The 14,966-nt window shown below is 57.0% G+C and carries 12 protein-coding genes and 1 pseudogene; 2 read left to right on the top strand and 11 right to left on the bottom strand.

The window, feature by feature from the left end; translation table 11 throughout:
- Positions 1–6: 6 nt before the first annotated feature.
- The 5 genes and pseudogenes from ACODTB_RS10670 to ACODTB_RS10690 all read right to left on the bottom strand — a co-directional run bounded on the left by ACODTB_RS10670 (position 7) and on the right by ACODTB_RS10690 (position 5,035).
- Positions 7–1,266: a TolC family protein gene (locus ACODTB_RS10670; protein WP_488929303.1), complete on the bottom strand. Its 1,260-nt coding sequence runs from the start codon at positions 1,264–1,266 to the stop codon at positions 7–9.
- A gap of 252 nt (positions 1,267–1,518) precedes the next feature.
- Entirely contained in the window at positions 1,519–1,860 is a 342-nt protein-coding gene (locus tag ACODTB_RS10675) for a CzcE family metal-binding protein (protein ID WP_444691560.1), read from the bottom strand.
- 391 nt (positions 1,861–2,251) lie between these two features.
- Positions 2,252–4,195, bottom strand: a complete 1,944-nt coding sequence (locus ACODTB_RS10680) for a methyltransferase domain-containing protein (RefSeq protein ID WP_488929342.1) — start codon at positions 4,193–4,195, stop codon at positions 2,252–2,254.
- Positions 4,196–4,255: 60 nt separating this feature from the next.
- Positions 4,256–4,324, bottom strand: a pseudogene (locus ACODTB_RS10685) (SEC-C metal-binding domain-containing protein); the annotation flags it as partial.
- Between the two features lie 36 nt (positions 4,325–4,360).
- Positions 4,361–5,035: a YkgJ family cysteine cluster protein gene (locus ACODTB_RS10690; protein WP_488929304.1), complete on the bottom strand. Its 675-nt coding sequence runs from the start codon at positions 5,033–5,035 to the stop codon at positions 4,361–4,363.
- 557 nt (positions 5,036–5,592) lie between these two features.
- Here ACODTB_RS10690 and ACODTB_RS10695 point away from each other — a divergent pair.
- The gene (locus ACODTB_RS10695) at positions 5,593–6,345 is read left to right on the top strand and encodes a TorF family putative porin (protein ID WP_444687906.1); all 753 of its coding nucleotides are present in this window, start codon (positions 5,593–5,595) and stop codon (positions 6,343–6,345) included.
- 159 nt (positions 6,346–6,504) lie between these two features.
- On the opposite strand, the gene ACODTB_RS10700 is transcribed toward ACODTB_RS10695, so the two are convergent.
- Positions 6,505–7,560, bottom strand: coding sequence for a porin (locus tag ACODTB_RS10700; protein WP_488929305.1), 1,056 nt, complete (start codon positions 7,558–7,560; stop codon positions 6,505–6,507).
- Between the two features lie 333 nt (positions 7,561–7,893).
- Between ACODTB_RS10700 and ACODTB_RS10705 the strand changes: the two genes are divergently transcribed.
- Positions 7,894–10,368 (top strand): heavy metal translocating P-type ATPase, encoded by a 2,475-nt coding sequence (locus ACODTB_RS10705; protein ID WP_488929306.1) that lies wholly within the window; start codon positions 7,894–7,896, stop codon positions 10,366–10,368.
- Positions 10,369–10,471: 103 nt separating this feature from the next.
- Here the strand turns inward: ACODTB_RS10705 and ACODTB_RS10710 are convergent, their stop codons facing one another.
- The 5 genes from ACODTB_RS10710 to ACODTB_RS10730 all read right to left on the bottom strand — a co-directional run bounded on the left by ACODTB_RS10710 (position 10,472) and on the right by ACODTB_RS10730 (position 14,520).
- The gene (locus ACODTB_RS10710; RefSeq protein WP_159597256.1) at positions 10,472–10,816 is read right to left on the bottom strand and encodes a CzcE family metal-binding protein; all 345 of its coding nucleotides are present in this window, start codon (positions 10,814–10,816) and stop codon (positions 10,472–10,474) included.
- A gap of 223 nt (positions 10,817–11,039) precedes the next feature.
- Entirely contained in the window at positions 11,040–12,374 is a 1,335-nt protein-coding gene (locus ACODTB_RS10715) for a heavy metal sensor histidine kinase (protein ID WP_488929307.1), read from the bottom strand.
- Complete coding sequence (locus tag ACODTB_RS10720) at positions 12,371–13,057, bottom strand: heavy metal response regulator transcription factor (protein ID WP_159597254.1); 687 nt, start codon at positions 13,055–13,057, stop codon at positions 12,371–12,373. The genes ACODTB_RS10715 and ACODTB_RS10720 overlap by 4 nt, the downstream gene beginning before the upstream one ends.
- Positions 13,038–13,397 carry a hypothetical protein gene (locus ACODTB_RS10725; RefSeq protein WP_488929308.1) on the bottom strand — a complete coding sequence of 120 codons (360 nt, stop codon included), beginning with the start codon at positions 13,395–13,397 and terminating at the stop codon, positions 13,038–13,040. Before ACODTB_RS10725 ends, ACODTB_RS10720 begins: the two co-directional genes overlap by 20 nt.
- A 133-nt stretch (positions 13,398–13,530) precedes the next feature.
- The gene (locus ACODTB_RS10730) at positions 13,531–14,520 is read right to left on the bottom strand and encodes a porin (protein WP_488929309.1); all 990 of its coding nucleotides are present in this window, start codon (positions 14,518–14,520) and stop codon (positions 13,531–13,533) included.
- Positions 14,521–14,966 lie beyond the last annotated feature (446 nt).

The following is a 14,966-nucleotide window of genomic DNA, read 5'->3' on the forward strand; positions in this document are numbered from 1 at the left end:
GCAGATTCAGTTGAGAGTGTTGTTTCCAAGGAGCCGAGCGACATCTGCTGCCGCTCGATGAGATTCGCCTAGCGAGCGCAGGTACTGGGACCGAGCCTGTAGCAAAGTCCGTTGTGCATCGAGAACGTCGAGGTATTCGAACTTTCCGAGCTCGAAACCTTGCGCGGCGGCGTCGAAGGCGAGCTGTGCACTGGGAAGGATTTCCGCACTGACGGCGGCCACCTCTTGTGAGGCGATTTCCATTCGCTGCCTTGCAATCGCGAGATCCGCTCGCAACCGCAACTCAAGTACCCTCGCGTCGTCTTCCGACTTGTCCCGCAGTCGCAGCGACTGGATGATGTTTCCGCGATTGGTGTCAAACACGGGCAGTGGAATCGAAACCCCAACGATGGCCGTCGAGCGACCGTCCTGCTGAGAACGCTGCATGCCGAGGCTTACGGCTATGTCTGGCTTCCTCTTTGCCTGTTCAAGGTCCGCAAGTGCTGACAGTCGGCTGGTCTCAAGTCGAGCTTGTCGCATCGTCGGTGAGTTCTCCACGCGAGCCTGCAGAACGTCGATTGGAGGGAGTGTCGGAAGAAGCAAGGCGTTTCCGTCTAACGCGTCGAAAGGCACCCCACCAGCCAACAGCGCACGCAACTCTTGAAGCTGCGCTGCCAGCTCACCCTGCGCCTGGACAAGCTCGAGGCGTACGTTAGCCTCTGCGACCTTCGAGCGTGTCTCCTCCAGAGGAGACACCTTCCCAGCCTGGACGCGCTTGGACGCAGCCTGGCTGCCAGAGCGAGCGATGTTCAGAGACTCTTGCGCCAACCTCACACGCTCCTGCGATAGAAGCGCAGATAGGAATGCGGCCGTGACGTCTGCCTTCAATTGAGCTTCAGTCGCCTCGCTCTTAACGCGAGTTGCTTCCAGTGCGCGCTCCGCCGCAGCCACTCTCGCTGAGCGTTTTCCTCCAAGCTCCAAAGGCTGGCTCAAGGTAACTGTTGTGCTACGCATACCGGAGCGGAGGTCCTCCACTTCCAAGTCGAGCGACGGGTTTTGATAGACCCCCGCCTGCGTGAGCGCGCCTTGAGCAGCATCTATCTCACGTCTGGCAGCGGATAACGTAGGGCTGTTGTCGATTGCGGACTGCAGTGCCGCTCCCAAAGTCAGAGGCTGAGAAGCTTGCGTGGAGGACGCTACTACAACTGATGGGGCGCTAGTGGGAGCGACTTGCTGCGCGTTCGCGCCAAATCCGACGAGCATCGCAAGCCCCAGGGCGAGCGACATGGGTTTCCTGGTCATTTGGCTTCTCCCGTTGACCTAAATATCAATGAACGAATCGAGGCAGCACGGCAGTGCTCTGCTAGTTGCACAAGCAAGTGACGCAAAGTCGTGGTGGCCATCAGATGGAATCTCGGTCCTGGTGCCCAACTGGCCTAAAGCTGCTCAAGCGACGGGGTACCGCCACTTCAGAGCAAGTTTTTTTCGACAGCTCAGCCTTGAAATGGTCTGAGCAGGTCGCTTGGCCAAGAAGAGCTGTTACCGGCGATAGAGCTGGTTTCTAGCCACGTAAACGCGGTAGTCCTTGGCAACGAAACCCGAAGGAGCAAACTGCTTCAGGTTCCAAGACCGACCATCAAGGCCGTTAAAAGTCCAAGCAAACGTCTTCCCGTCTGCACCCTGAAACAAGATGGTTTCGCCATATGTGACACTGGCGGACTTCGTGGACATCACGTCTACCACGCGTGCGTTCTTTGCTTCCACAGCAAGTTGCCCATAAGGGGACTCGCCACTACGAAGCGTGTCTGCCGAAGCAGCAGATGTCAGAAGAGCAGACGATGCAAGGGTTAACGCCGTAAGCACGACTTGAAGTTTTTTCATCGAGGCCTTAGAGTCGGTTGGAACAGGAGCCAAAGTTCTCTTTTGGCACTGACGGAACTGTAGAACTGGCATCTCCACAGTTCGAAAACCGGTAAATGACAAATCAGTCATATTGGGTGTCAGTGGCGACGGAAGAGCTCGTGAGACTCTTCAGGAGCAGCTATGAGACTGCTGCCCAAGATGCAATCACAGGGGGCATGTGAGCAGACCTTCGCTCTTCCCCTGACGGCCTTGCTAGCTGCTAGCTATTGCTCTTTTTGAGCAGCGGCAACTGGCTCATGCGCTGATTCTCTAGTGGCCTGCAAGCTACTCAAAGATTGGATATCGAGTGCAGCAAAGCTCACACGACCGCAGTCGCGGCGGATTGACCGAGTACCCATGGTCCGCCCAGTTATGCGCGTCGCTTCTGCACCCAGAACTGATACATCCCAACAAAGGTTTGGGGATTTTCTGCTTCGAATTGGTGCCACATTCCCAAGTCGTGAACAGAGTCATCATCAGGAAACCGTGCTTGGAATTTTCGAAGCACCTCTGGCTCAACATGCATGCCTACGAGGTCGAGCGACAGCTCTTTCAGCAGCGCATCAATAGCGAGTAAGTTTGTGCGGTGCTCTTGCGCATGGAATAGCAAGTCGCGGCATGCACTCAAGCCGTAGAAGTCTCCGAACGCGGTGAGGTGACTCAGTGCCTCCGGACAATCTGCCCCCATGATTGCCGCGCGACATTCTCGAATGCCTTGTGCAGTAGCGAGATAGCCATGATGAGCAATGAATTGCCGCGCGGCGACTACTGGAGCGCGCGCTGCTTCGCTGTACAGGCCGAGCAACATGAGTCCGCCTGGCCGTAGCATTTGGAGTAGTGCTCGCCATCCCGCCGCTGGGTCAGCCAAATGATGAAGCACACCTACGGACTCGATGAGGTCGAAGCGTCGGTTGAGCGACGATAGTTGCAGAATGTCGGCTTGGGCGTACTCGACATTGCATTGACCGAGCTCATGAGACTTGCGCATCGCGTAGGCGAGGCTGCTTGCACTTAGGTCAATCGCAAGCACTCGCGAGTCGCTATATGCGCTTGCACTCTCAGTTGAGTGACGACCGCTTCCGCATCCCGCAATAAGAACGTCGACAGTACCGATTCTGTTCATTGGTTGAAAACGCGCGTGCGGAATCTGCATGCGCAGCCGGTCTTCCAACGTGAGTGGGGCGGGAAACAAAGAGGAGCGGACCCAGCGCGGGTAAGGGTTCTCTTCGTACTGTTGCTGAACCTTGCTCGACGAGTCTTGGTCTATCGCTGTTATTTTTGGAAGGACCGAGCGCCAATTGAACTCCTGCCTCACTTCATCAATTTGCTGACGTATCACCGACCGCAGCGAATCAGACCAGGCATGTTCCCTCAGAGCGTCTACAAATGGCAGATTGCACAGAGGTAGATAGCTAGCAAGCGCGAGCATGACTTGTGGCAACGGCATTCGACCCGATTCGATAGCGAGACTCGCACGCTTCAGTAGCTCTTCGACCTTCTCGCTTTCTTCTGGGTGCACGAGCCAAGAGTATTCGTTCACAAAGCACTGCTGTGCTAGGGCGGAACGCAAGCTCAGCAGCTCATCATCTTCCACATCGAACCTCAGAGCGTCATCCAGAAGCGTCTCGCGGACCGCTGTCAACAAGCGCTCGAGCTCGACATCGCAAATCGTCGCACTCTCAAGCAACGCAAGAAGAAGTCTGTTTTCGCACCAGTCGGCAAGCAATCTCTCTCGCCCAACTCCTTTCGACAATGCTTCTTGGAATCCTGCCTCGCACTTTAGGAAGGCGATGGCGGCGGGCGCGAGCTCTTCAGGCCGGCGCCAGGCTTCAGCGATTGCGCGCGTGAGAAGGGGGCGCAAGTGGCTCACGCCTGGCGAGACGCGGAGGCGCTGCAAGCACTCGGCGAGGCCAATCTTCACTTCTGTCGCCTCACGAATGGCCAGTGCCTCCTGGTAGCTGGACAAGGCCTGAAGCGGCTGACCCAAGCGGTTAAGCACAACGCCCAGATTGCAATGTGCTTCGACGAATCCAGGCGCAGATGCGATTGCTTGGCGGTAGTGCGAGGCAGCCTGCTCATGCTGGGCTTGCCTCATATGAATAAGCCCGAGGTAGTAGTGCGCTTCAGGAAACTGCGGGCGCGCCAGTGCAGCTTTCCGGAAGAGATCCAGAGCATCCCAGAAATTTCCGCTTTCACAAGCCAAGACGCCCAGCAAGTACAGCGCATCCGGCTGCGTCGCATCTGAACGAAGAACTGTTCGACACAGATTCGCCGCCTCGGTTGCTTGGCCCGACTCGAAGAAGCTCCATGCCACGTTAAGCGCATCGACTGGACTAGTCGCTTCACCCGCCGCCAACGGGGTCGAACTACGCGTCATGCAGCAATGCTTGTACTTCTTCCCGCTGTAGCATGGACATGGCTCATTACGCCCAACTGCGCTCACAGCTCCCCTCTACATAAGAAGACTGGCGTCATGACTTCAGTCGTCCGCAGCCATTAGCGGAAAGACAACCTCACCCTTGAACCAACGTTCCTCGCAGGTTGGGTCAGTAAGCGCCATGAGTAGCGCCTCGCCCAGCTCGTGGATGGAGAGGGGACTCTTGGCCTTTGAATAGGCCTCTCGAACGCCACTGACGAGCGCCAATGACTTCAGCGCCAACTCGCCGTCCTCTAGCGCGCTGATTCCTGGTCGCTTGCACTCCTCAACATCTAAGGACAGGTACTTCCTGCAAGTCGACGGTCTGTCTTCGTAGACGGAGCAACGGTCGTCATTCAGCAATGGGCAGTTCATCCAGTGCTGCGCTCTAGGGACTCCTTGTGACCTTTGAACATGAAGACGAAGCCGTTCAGTCACCAGGTTTAGTTGGTCGCCTGGCAGCGCCCGCAGCCTTCGAGCCAGAACAAACACCTCGGGCGGGAAGACCTCAATGCGGAAGTTGCAGCAATGCGAGCACCCCGGTTTGCAGTCGAAGCGCACATCAGGTCTTGCTTGGACCCTTGTCACCAGTTCGTCTATCTGCCGATGCAGGTTGTGAATCGCATGGATGGCGAACGTCTTGTTTTTGTTTGCCGAAAGCATCTGGCGGTAAGTCTTCTGCTGCCTTTCGGCGATGGCTCTGACTTCGGCTTGACGCTCCTGGGAAAGAAACTCCACGGATAGTTGTCCTGGGATTGAGGGCACGGCCTCTAACCGCACTCGAGAACAAAGCCATCGACCTGACATCACAGTGGACATGGGCCGAGTGAACGTTTGCAGACTTAGCGGTCCGTCGGATCGCTACGCGGTTGCCAGCGGGAGCCGTCATCTGTTGGACTTAATTTAGAGAGCGCACCGACACAAACCGACATCCGAGCGATGACAAATGCGTCACTTTCTGCTTATGTGTCGGAAGAGCTGAGTCGCGTTCAGCCTGGCTCTGACCGGAGGAATCGGTTCGTGCCAGCAGTGAGCGCCCGGGTTGAACTGAGAAGCAGCCAAACATGCAATGGGGAGTTGCACGAGGGCAGTTGCTTTCAAGTTGCTGAATCGCGCTTGAAGAGCCAAATTCACTAGCGTTTCAATGAATGCCCTGAAGTTTTCTCTTGGTGAAACGCTATGCCATAGCAAGCTGTCTACGTCGAGTCCCGTGCCCTCGTTGCCTGCAATTGAGGGTGGGGGTCAAAAGCTCCGACTCGGCTTTTATCTGTTCATCACCACTTGAAAGCTCACTCATGAAAACAACCATCTCCCCCAAGACCCTGGCCGTCCTCACATTGGCAGCGCTTCCCATGCTGGCCAGCGCCCAGCTGAGCGCGAACGTCAGTCTCGTCACCAACTACAAGACTCGCGGCCAAGACCAGGATGTGCGAGAAGGACAGCTGCGACCTGCGCTGCAAGGCGGTTTCGACTACTCCCACGCAAGTGGTTTCTATGCTGGAAACTGGAACTCGACCGTCAACTTCCAGACGAGTGCCACGGGCCCGACCGCAAATCTGGAAAGCGATCTCTACGCTGGCTACATCTTTGCAACCGGCGAGCTCAGCTGGGACGCCGGTGTTCTGCGCTATCACTACACGGGCGCCAGCGCTGTAAACACAACTGAGCTGTACCTCGGTGTGGGTTGGGGTCCTCTGAGCGCCAAGTACTACCACACCGTATCTGACGACTACTTCAACGCTGCGGGCTCCGCGCTCGGGTCGGGTTTGAAGGGCAAAGGTACTGGGTATCTGAACGTGGCCTACGCTCAAGAGATCCATCCCAAGTGGACCTTGAAGGCTTCGCTGGGCTACACCTCGTACAGCAGCGACATTACCCTTCCCAACTATGTCGACTACAGCGTTGGCGCTGTCTATGACCTTGGCGATGGCTTCTCAGTGTCAGGCGCCATGGTCGGTGCAACCAAGAAGAACTCATTCCTCGGCAAGGCAGATGGAAAATCTGTGAACGCAAACACGCTTGTCATGATGTTCACGAAGAAGATGTAACTTTCAGGAGTTGATTGCGCGTTAGTAGGCCGCAACCAAACCTTCGCGGAATCCCCAACGAAAAAAGGCCCAAGAACCGCAAAGCTCTTGGGCCAATTCCACGGGGAGCACTTTATACGCCGCAGCACAGACACCACATCCGTGCTGCGGCTCTTTTTGTCAGAACGAGTGACGCACGCCGATGGAGTATCCGGTTGCGCTGTCGCCGGCGGCGATGAGCGGAGACGCCAGGGAAGACGAGGAGACTGCGAAGCCGCGATTCGCGTTGCTGTCGTTGCTCACTCGTGCGAGCAGGCCGTAGACCACAGTGCGCTTGGACAACTTGTGGATGTAGCCGAGACCCAACTTCGAGGAATCGGCCTCGACCTGGTTGCGGGTGCTGAAGCGTGTATAGCCGACACGGAACTCACCCGCCTGTCCGACGGGGGCCGACGCGCCCAAGGTATACGCATTGACACCGCGCCCGGCGCCACGTTCGGTCGCAATCAGCACCATCGGCTTCACGAATCCGAGGTCGTACGAAGCGCCCAAGTTGACCGCTTTGTAGGTCACTTCCTGGATAGCAGTGCCACCCTTCAACTGTGCATAGCCCAACGCGATGTCGAGCGGGTTCGATTGATATCCCACGCGTGCGGAGACGAAATTGCCTCGGCTGTTGTTCGGCTCGCTGCTAGCTCGCTCGCCGAAGCCGTATTGCACCTGGCCGTGGAAGCCACCCATCTTGGGCGTCAGATACGAGACGATATTGCTTGCGCGCTTGGAGTGGCTACCCTCTTGCGTGCCAGCGGCGACCGTTGCGTTGCCGAGCATGTTGTTAGCGCCGTTTCCAGCCACTCCAATGTCGCCGAACGGGTCAAAGGTCTCTACGTTCAGATAGGACGCGAGCTTGTCCCGGCCAAGTCGAACCTCGCCAAACCCGCCAATCAAGCCAACAGTGGAGCGACGGTCAAAGCGAAATGTTGTACCGCCGTTGTCAACGGCAACGCTGCCTTCAAGCCAGAAGCTGGCCTTGAGACCTCCGCCGAGGTCTTCCAGTCCACGAAAACCCAGACGGCTGCTAGATTGTTCACCACTGGAGAGTCCCGTGACGCTCGCGCTGTCGCTGGACAGTCGTGTCACAGATGCGTCGACAACACCGAAGAGAGTGGTGCTGCTTTGCGCAAACGCCCCTGCAGTGGTCGCGAGAATCGAAAGGGCGATGAGAGAGTGTTTCATGTCGTCTATTGCTGTGCAGTTGAGTTGGACCGTGTTCCGATGCGACCTACATCGCAAGGACTCGGTGGAACGACAACCCAAGTCGGGCTGACACAAATGATTAGACCGACGCAATGTGACAAAACGAGGACGAAAACACCTCTGGCGAGCTTTGCACCATGGATAAAAATTATCTAACGTGAATGTGACGCGAACATGACTTTTGCGATATGTTTTCGGTGCACGTGTCAGCCGTTCAAGAATCAAGCGTTCACGAGCTTCTTCGCACACCTTCTGCGAGCAAAGTTCAGCTCTTTTCTCTTCAACTCAGTCGTATAGAGCGACCATCACGTCATGTCTGAAAAGCTTCGCCTCGACCTCCCTGTTCTTCTGCCGAGCATTCCTGGCGAAGCAGATGCCTGCGTTGAGCGGCTGCGACAGCTGCTGCGCAATCGGCCAGGCGTTGACGAAGTGCACGTGCGGCCTGGTGCCGCAGAAAAGTCGCCGCAGCTATGCATTCACTATGACCCGGACCAGCTTTCGTTAACGCGCATTCGTGAACTTGCGAAAGCAGCTGGCGCAGAAATCTCTAGCCGCTTCGGCCACCTTCAGTGGCAACTTGACGGGGTTAACCATCAAAGGAAGGCTGGGTCCGTGGCCGACCGTCTGCAGAAGTTGGAGGGGGTTCTTGAAGCCAACAGCAATGCTTCAGGGCTCCTGCACATCGAGTTCGACCGCGAGAAGACCTCGGAAGAAGTAATACGTGCCGAACTCTCAAGCCTTGGAACGAATCCGCGCGAGGCGGAGGAAGACCATAGCGCGCATAGCCACGACCACGGTGACCACAAACATGCTTCCGGCGGCCACGAAGGGCACCAGCATGGCGGCGTGTTCGGCGCGAACAGCGAAATGATCTTCGCGCTGATCTGCGGAGCGCTGCTCGGTGCGGGAGCCGTCACGGAGAAGCTAATCACGGGCGCGCCATCCTGGCTTCCACTTGCTTGTTACGTCGCTGCGTACTTCTTTGGCGGTTTCTATACATTGCGAGAAGCCATCGACAACCTTCGACGCAAGCGCTTCGAGATTGACACCCTGATGTTGGTCGCGGCTGCCGGCGCAGCTGCTCTCGGGTCATGGGCAGAGGGCGCGCTTCTTCTGTTTCTGTTCAGCCTGGGCCACGCACTTGAAAGCTATGCCATGGGTCGGGCAAAGCGCGCCATTGAGGCACTGGCAGAACTAGCGCCAGACACGGCCACCGTTCGCCGCGATGGGCAGACATCTGAGATTGCGGTAGAAGAGCTCGTGGTCGGTGACGTCGTTTTGGTGAGGCCAAATGAGCGCCTTCCCGCCGATGGATTTATTCTGGTTGGCACAACAAGCATCAACCAGGCGCCGGTCACTGGCGAGAGCATGCCTGTCGATAAGCGGCCCGTCGATGATGCAGCCCTCGCTCGCTCGAGACCCGATGCCATCGAAGCAGCCTCCCGCGTTTTCTCGGGCACCATCAACGGGGCACATGCCATCGAAATTGAGGTGACGCGACGCTCCACCGATTCGACCCTGGCCCGAGTGGTCAAGATGGTCAGCGAAGCAGAGACGCGCAAGTCTCCAACGCAGCGATTCACGGACCAGTTCGAACGCATTTTCGTGCCCGCTGTTCTGTTGCTGGCGTTCCTACTCTTGTTTGCTTGGGTAGTCGTGGACGAGCCGTTCCGCGATAGCTTTTATCGCGCCATGGCGGTTCTTGTGGCTGCCAGCCCGTGTGCTTTGGCCATTGCGACGCCTAGCGCGGTTCTTTCAGGTATTGCTCGCGCAGCACGAGGCGGCGTTCTGATAAAGGGTGGCGCTCCTCTTGAAGAACTCGGCTCACTCAACGCAATGGCATTTGACAAGACCGGCACACTTACGGAAGGCCGACCGCGAATCACCGATGTGGTGACAGCGGAAGGTGTCACCGAAACGGAACTGCTCGCTGTAGCGGTTGCGGTCGAGTCCTTGAGCGACCACCCGCTTGCTGCTGCGATAGCGAAGGATGGTCGTGAGCGCTTGGGGCAGCAACCCATCCCAACCGCAAGCAATCTCGAGAACTTGATTGGACGCGGGGTGACTGCCACTGTGGACGGGGAGACAGTCTGGATTGGCAAAGCAGAACTCTTTGGAAGCGATGGCATCGCCCCCCTGGGTGCTTCGGCCGCGTCAGCAATTGAAAGTCTACGTGAAGCAGGCCGCACATCCATGGTTGTGCGCAAGGGTGAGCGAGATCTCGGCGCCATCGGACTTCTTGACACCCCACGCGAAGGCGCACGTGATGCACTGAAGCAGCTTCGAGAGCTCGGCATCACCCGCATGATTATGATTTCCGGGGACCACAAGAAGGTGGCAGAAGCAGTTGCCAGTGAGGTAGGTCTCGATGAGGCCTGGGGTGACTTAATGCCCGAGGACAAGGTCGAAGCGATTCGCAAGCTTCGCGAGGAAACGAAAGTGGCAATGGTGGGCGATGGCGTCAATGACGCGCCCGCTATGGCCAACGCGACCGTAGGCATCGCCATGGGTGCTGCAGGCTCAGATGTTGCACTGGAGACAGCCGACGTGGCGCTGATGGCCGACGACTTGAGAAACCTTCCTTTCGCCGTAGGCTTAAGCCGTCACACGCGTTCGGTGATTCGTCAGAACGTCTTCGTGAGTCTTGGCATTGTGGCGGTTTTGGTCCCCGCGACCATCATGGGTCTTGGCATTGGAGCAGCCGTTGCCGTTCATGAGGGTTCGACGCTCTTGGTCGTCTTTAACGCACTGCGCCTTCTGGCATACAAGGGCGGCGACAAGAAGTAAAACGGGCTACACACCATACGTGTGTAGCCCGTGTACTCCAGGAGCCTATCGTGGCAATCCCCGTCCCGGCAGCGCGGATTCGCCCACTACGAGCGATGAAGGCTCAGCTGCGATACAGCGGATTACGACTCACGAACACTCGGAACTGCTTGTCGGAGAAGCCGGCTGGGGCAATCTTGGCAAGGTCCCAGGAACGACCACCAACACCGTTGAACGTCCATGTGAACTGGTTGCCTCCATTGCCGCGAAAGACGACTGTCTCACCGTAGGAAACGTTCGCGTAGCTGGACGCACTCAGGTCGATGACACGTGCCGATGCCGTGGCAGGAGCGGGTTGGCCAATCAGCGCCTGCTCCTTGCTGGAAACGCCAGCAGCGGAGGCGCTGGCCAGGGTGGCTGCAATTGAGACTGCGAAGGCGGCTTGTCGGAAGGTATGGATTTTGGACATGTAGGACCTCATAAGTGATTTGGAAAGCCTCTCGTGTGAGGCAACAGCTGCCGTTTCGGCACTGAGAAGCACTGTATGAGTTGGTCCTCAACAACATGAAGTCATCAAAATGACAAATCAGTCATATTTGAAAGCAAGGCTGAAACGCGAGTGCGCAGTACAGGTTGCCGGGCAAACTCGCTCGTGAGATTGCCCACACCGATGTGGAAAATCGGTTATCGACCTACTTAGCGAACCGCTTCAGACGGATGCCCACGCTGGTGACTCCGTGGCTCGATGCAGCCATGGTCGTGCCGCCATGCATACGCGCAATGGCCGCAACAATTGAGAGACCGAGGCCGTGATTCTTGCTAGCTCCGCTGCGTGATGCATCGGCTCGAAAGAACCGGTCAAACATCCTAGAGAGGGTCTGGGTGTCAACCGGGGCCCCGCGATTCTCGACAAGAACCGTCACCTGCTCGAAAGCATCGGGTTCAATCCTCACTACGATGGTCGAGCCCTTTGTGGCGTAGCGAGTGGCATTGCTAACCAGGTTAGAGAACGCGCGCTGCAACAGCTGCAGGTCGAACTCGCCATCGACGTCCCCCTTCACCTCAAGGGTTAGTCCAGCATCATCGAGGGTAGCTTCGTGGTATTCGGCAACACGCCGTACGACTGCCGCGAGGCTTGGAGTCGATGTGCGACGCGCAGCCGCCCCCCTGTCTGCTTGCGAGAGAAACAGCATGTCGTGCACTATTCCAGCGATGCGCTGCAGATCCTCCAGATTCGAACCGAGCAACTCACGTATCTCGTCCAGGCTCTTGGATGAATTCATCGCCAGTTCAGCACCGCTCATCAATGTAGTCAGCGGCGTCAACAACTCGTGGGCGACGTCAGCGTTGAAGCCCTCCATTTGTTCATAAGACTGGTCGAGTCGGGCCAACAAATCGTTGAATTGCGCAATCAACGGAGCGAGCTCGTCGGGCTGTCGCGAACCATCCAGTCGGATGTGCAGCGTCCCTGCTGTGAGCACTTTCACCTGTGCCGAGAGCTCGCGCAAAGGCCGCAATCCAAGCCACACCAGGAGAAATCCGCCGAAGGAAATCAGCAGTACACCTCCAACCGCCGCCCCAAAGAGAATCCAGGCGATGCGTCGCAACACCAGCGCATCGCCACCTACATCCAGCGACAACTCCGTGCGAAGCATTTTCTGACCAGGTTTCGGGGAGTCGAGGTTGAACTGAATCGTTCGTCGCTCATGCCTCGACGGTGGCAGCAGTTTCTGGTGAAAAATTCCTCCATCTGTCTGTGCGACAGAAAGCCCGAGTTGGGGATGGCCAACCATGAAGTCGTCGAGCTCATGCTTGAGCTTGACTTCATTGCCGTTGCGCGCGGCCTCGGAGGCAAGATATGTCAGCAGCGCCCGCTTCTGGTCCAACTCCTCAAGCTGCCGCGCCTTGAACGCGTAGTGTGTGGCTCCGTACACCGTTGCACACACGATTAGCAGCCCACCCAAGCTTTGCCACGCAAGCCAGGCCGACAGCCGTCGTCCTAGCGAATTTGCGCTATTCCGATTCATTCTTGTCGGGGTTCTAGGATGTAGCCAACGCCCCGAACCGTGTGAATCAACGGGCTGTCAAACGGCACATCCACTTTGGTGCGCAAGCGTCGGACCGCAGCGTCCACCACATTTGTGTTGCTGTCGAAGTTCATGTCCCACACTTGCGAGGCAATTTCGGTTCTCGAAAGTACTTGGCCCTGTCGTCGCAGGAGCAAGGAAAGAAGGCTGAACTCTTGCGATGTCAGGAGAATCTTTTGCCCTCGGCGAGACACCTTGCGACCGACCAGGTCAACCTCTAGGTCAGCCACGCTAAGCACCGTGGGCTGCTCAGCTCCCACTCCTGTCTGTTCTCTTCTCAACAATGCCTGAACCCTGGCAACGAGTTCAGAAAATGCAAACGGCTTGACCATGTAGTCATCTGCACCTGTGTTCAGGCCGCGCACTCTGTCTTCGACCTTTATTCTCGCAGTCAGCATCAAGACCCTTGTGCGCTTGGTCTGACGCAACGCGGCCAACAAGCCAAGCCCGTCAATGCCAGGAAGCATGCCGTCTAGCACGATGAGGTCGTAGTCGGACTCCATTGCGAGATGCAAGCCATCGATGCCATTGTGCGCAAGGTCCACAACGAAACCAGCTTCCTGGAGGCCTTTCCGAAGGTACTCCGCCAGTTTCACTTCATCCTCAATCACCAACAGCTTCATGTGCCTCGAGTCCAAAAAAAAGTGGTCGTGGGTGGCGTGCTCCGCGATTGCATGGTGAGCGCCTGATGGTGCGCTCTTGAAAACCGCTCTTCAACAGGTACCTCCACTTGAAGTAGCCAGGAGCGAGCTCTGTCGGAGAGAAGGTCGATTCGCGCATCGATGCCATGTCTTCGCGCCAGACGCGAGAAGCAAAATCACCTGACTCTTGCGAGTCGACGCCTTCAGATGGGACAAGAGGAAGTGTACCGAAGCGGGCGTCACGTGACACCTGTGCTTGCAAACGCCCAATTAACCTCACGCCAAACTTCACGCCACCGTTCAAGAAGGCGATGCTATTCATTTATGGAATCCCTCACGCCGTTTGTGGCTGTGCGGCCAAAAGACAAAGGGCCTCGCATCCCTTGAAGGAACGCGAGGCCTCTTTCTTCGAAAGCTAACGCTCGGGCAGCGAGGCTGCCGAGAGCACGAGCAGCTTAGAAGTTGTGGCGAATGCCCACAGCAACGGAGCTGAAATCGGCACCAGCGGTGCCGGTCATGTAGGTCGCGTTGGTGCTGTTGTTCACGCGGGTGTAGTAACCGTAGACCTTCGTGCGCTTGCTCAGGTTGTAGTTGTAGCCCAGCGTGTATTGCGTAGCGTCGCTGTCGACGATGTTCTCGTATTCGCCTGCACGGCCCACGTTCACGTGAAACTCCGAGGCGCCAACGCTGTAGGCTGCAGCCAAGCGGAGATTGTTGCGTGTTCCAGCTCCCGTAGCCAGCAGTTGGTTTGCGTCCTTGTTGCGCTGATAGTAGCCACCAACGGTAAATTGACCGAAGGAATACAGAGCACGCAAGGAGAACTGCTTGTTGCTATCAATGGCGCTGTAGCCTGCGCCAAGGTCCAGTGCGCCCATGGCGTAGTTGGCAGCAAAGTCATAGCCATTCTTGCCGCCGGTACCGGGTGCTTGCTCATGCAGCACAACAGAACCTTCCGCAGTGAAGCCACCGATGTTGGGGGTGCGGTAGGCAATCTTGTTGCCGGTGCCTGGGCCGCCGAACCAGACCGGGTCGTAGTACAGAGCGTCAGACGAGGACCCAGTGTCGTGGTTGTGCATGCTGACATAGTCGGCAGACGCGAAGTACGAGGCGGGGAAGAAGTTGCCCAAGCGAACGGTACCAAATCCGCCCGACAGGTTCACTTCGCTGTGGCGGCCGAAAAGCGCACCACTGCCAACGCCGGTGTCAGACTGAAAACCGCTTTCCAGCTGGAAGCCAGCGGTCAGTCCACCGCCGAGATCCTCAACACCCTTGAAGCCGAAGCGGGAGTTGTTGTTGGCCACAACCGTGGTCTTCACGCCACCCACATCTTGGCGTTCCACCGTGGTATTCACACGGCCGTACAGCGTCACGCTGCTTTGGGCAAAGGCGGCAGTGGTCCCGAGGAGGGCGAGCACGGCCAGTGCCGAACGATTCGTCTTGTTCATGAGATTTCCTTTACGCTGATAGCTCTATTCAGAGACTAGTTTGGGGGGACGAATCGCACCTCGCATGCTGGTCAAAGAGTCACCGAAGACGAACAGCCAAAACTGATGGCTGTCTGACCAAGCACATGACGACGGTGCGTACCCGTGACTATGTTCACGTCTACGCATGAACGCTCACCCCGCGTCTAGTTCTGAAAAATTCGCTAGCGATTTGCCTGAAAACAGGCGAAATGCGTTGCTCTCTTCGCACGTACCAACCCAGCCCATCCGTAGGGCGTTGTGTTTTTCCGTCACTACGTACGGGAAGTCCAATTCGTGAAAATAACAATTTGGTGACGACATCGTCATCAGAGCGAAAGCTCGTGGAAACCAGCATCTCGATAGATTCCCCGACAGGTTTCTATCGAAGTTCTGGAAAACATGCGGCGTCAAGACGTTCAACTGCT

The organism is Hydrogenophaga sp. FG152 (assembly GCF_057809615.1).

What these genes read in the sequence shown, in the direction of transcription:
- ACODTB_RS10695 (WP_444687906.1), top strand. Translation starts at nt 5,593, where the DNA reads ATGAAAACAACCATCTCCCCCAAGACCCTGGCCGTCCTCACATTGGCA.
- ACODTB_RS10670 (WP_488929303.1), bottom strand. Translation starts at nt 1,266, where the DNA reads ATGTCGCTCGCCCTGGGGCTTGCGATGCTCGTCGGATTTGGCGCGAAC.
- ACODTB_RS10710 (WP_159597256.1), bottom strand. Translation starts at nt 10,816, where the DNA reads ATGTCCAAAATCCATACCTTCCGACAAGCCGCCTTCGCAGTCTCAATT.
- ACODTB_RS10720 (WP_159597254.1), bottom strand. Translation starts at nt 13,057, where the DNA reads ATGAAGCTGTTGGTGATTGAGGATGAAGTGAAACTGGCGGAGTACCTT.
- ACODTB_RS10700 (WP_488929305.1), bottom strand. Translation starts at nt 7,560, where the DNA reads ATGAAACACTCTCTCATCGCCCTTTCGATTCTCGCGACCACTGCAGGG.
- ACODTB_RS10675 (WP_444691560.1), bottom strand. Translation starts at nt 1,860, where the DNA reads ATGAAAAAACTTCAAGTCGTGCTTACGGCGTTAACCCTTGCATCGTCT.
- ACODTB_RS10715 (WP_488929307.1), bottom strand. Translation starts at nt 12,374, where the DNA reads ATGAATCGGAATAGCGCAAATTCGCTAGGACGACGGCTGTCGGCCTGG.
- ACODTB_RS10730 (WP_488929309.1), bottom strand. Translation starts at nt 14,520, where the DNA reads ATGAACAAGACGAATCGTTCGGCACTGGCCGTGCTCGCCCTCCTCGGG.
- ACODTB_RS10725 (WP_488929308.1), bottom strand. Translation starts at nt 13,397, where the DNA reads ATGAATAGCATCGCCTTCTTGAACGGTGGCGTGAAGTTTGGCGTGAGG.
- ACODTB_RS10705 (WP_488929306.1), top strand. Translation starts at nt 7,894, where the DNA reads ATGTCTGAAAAGCTTCGCCTCGACCTCCCTGTTCTTCTGCCGAGCATT.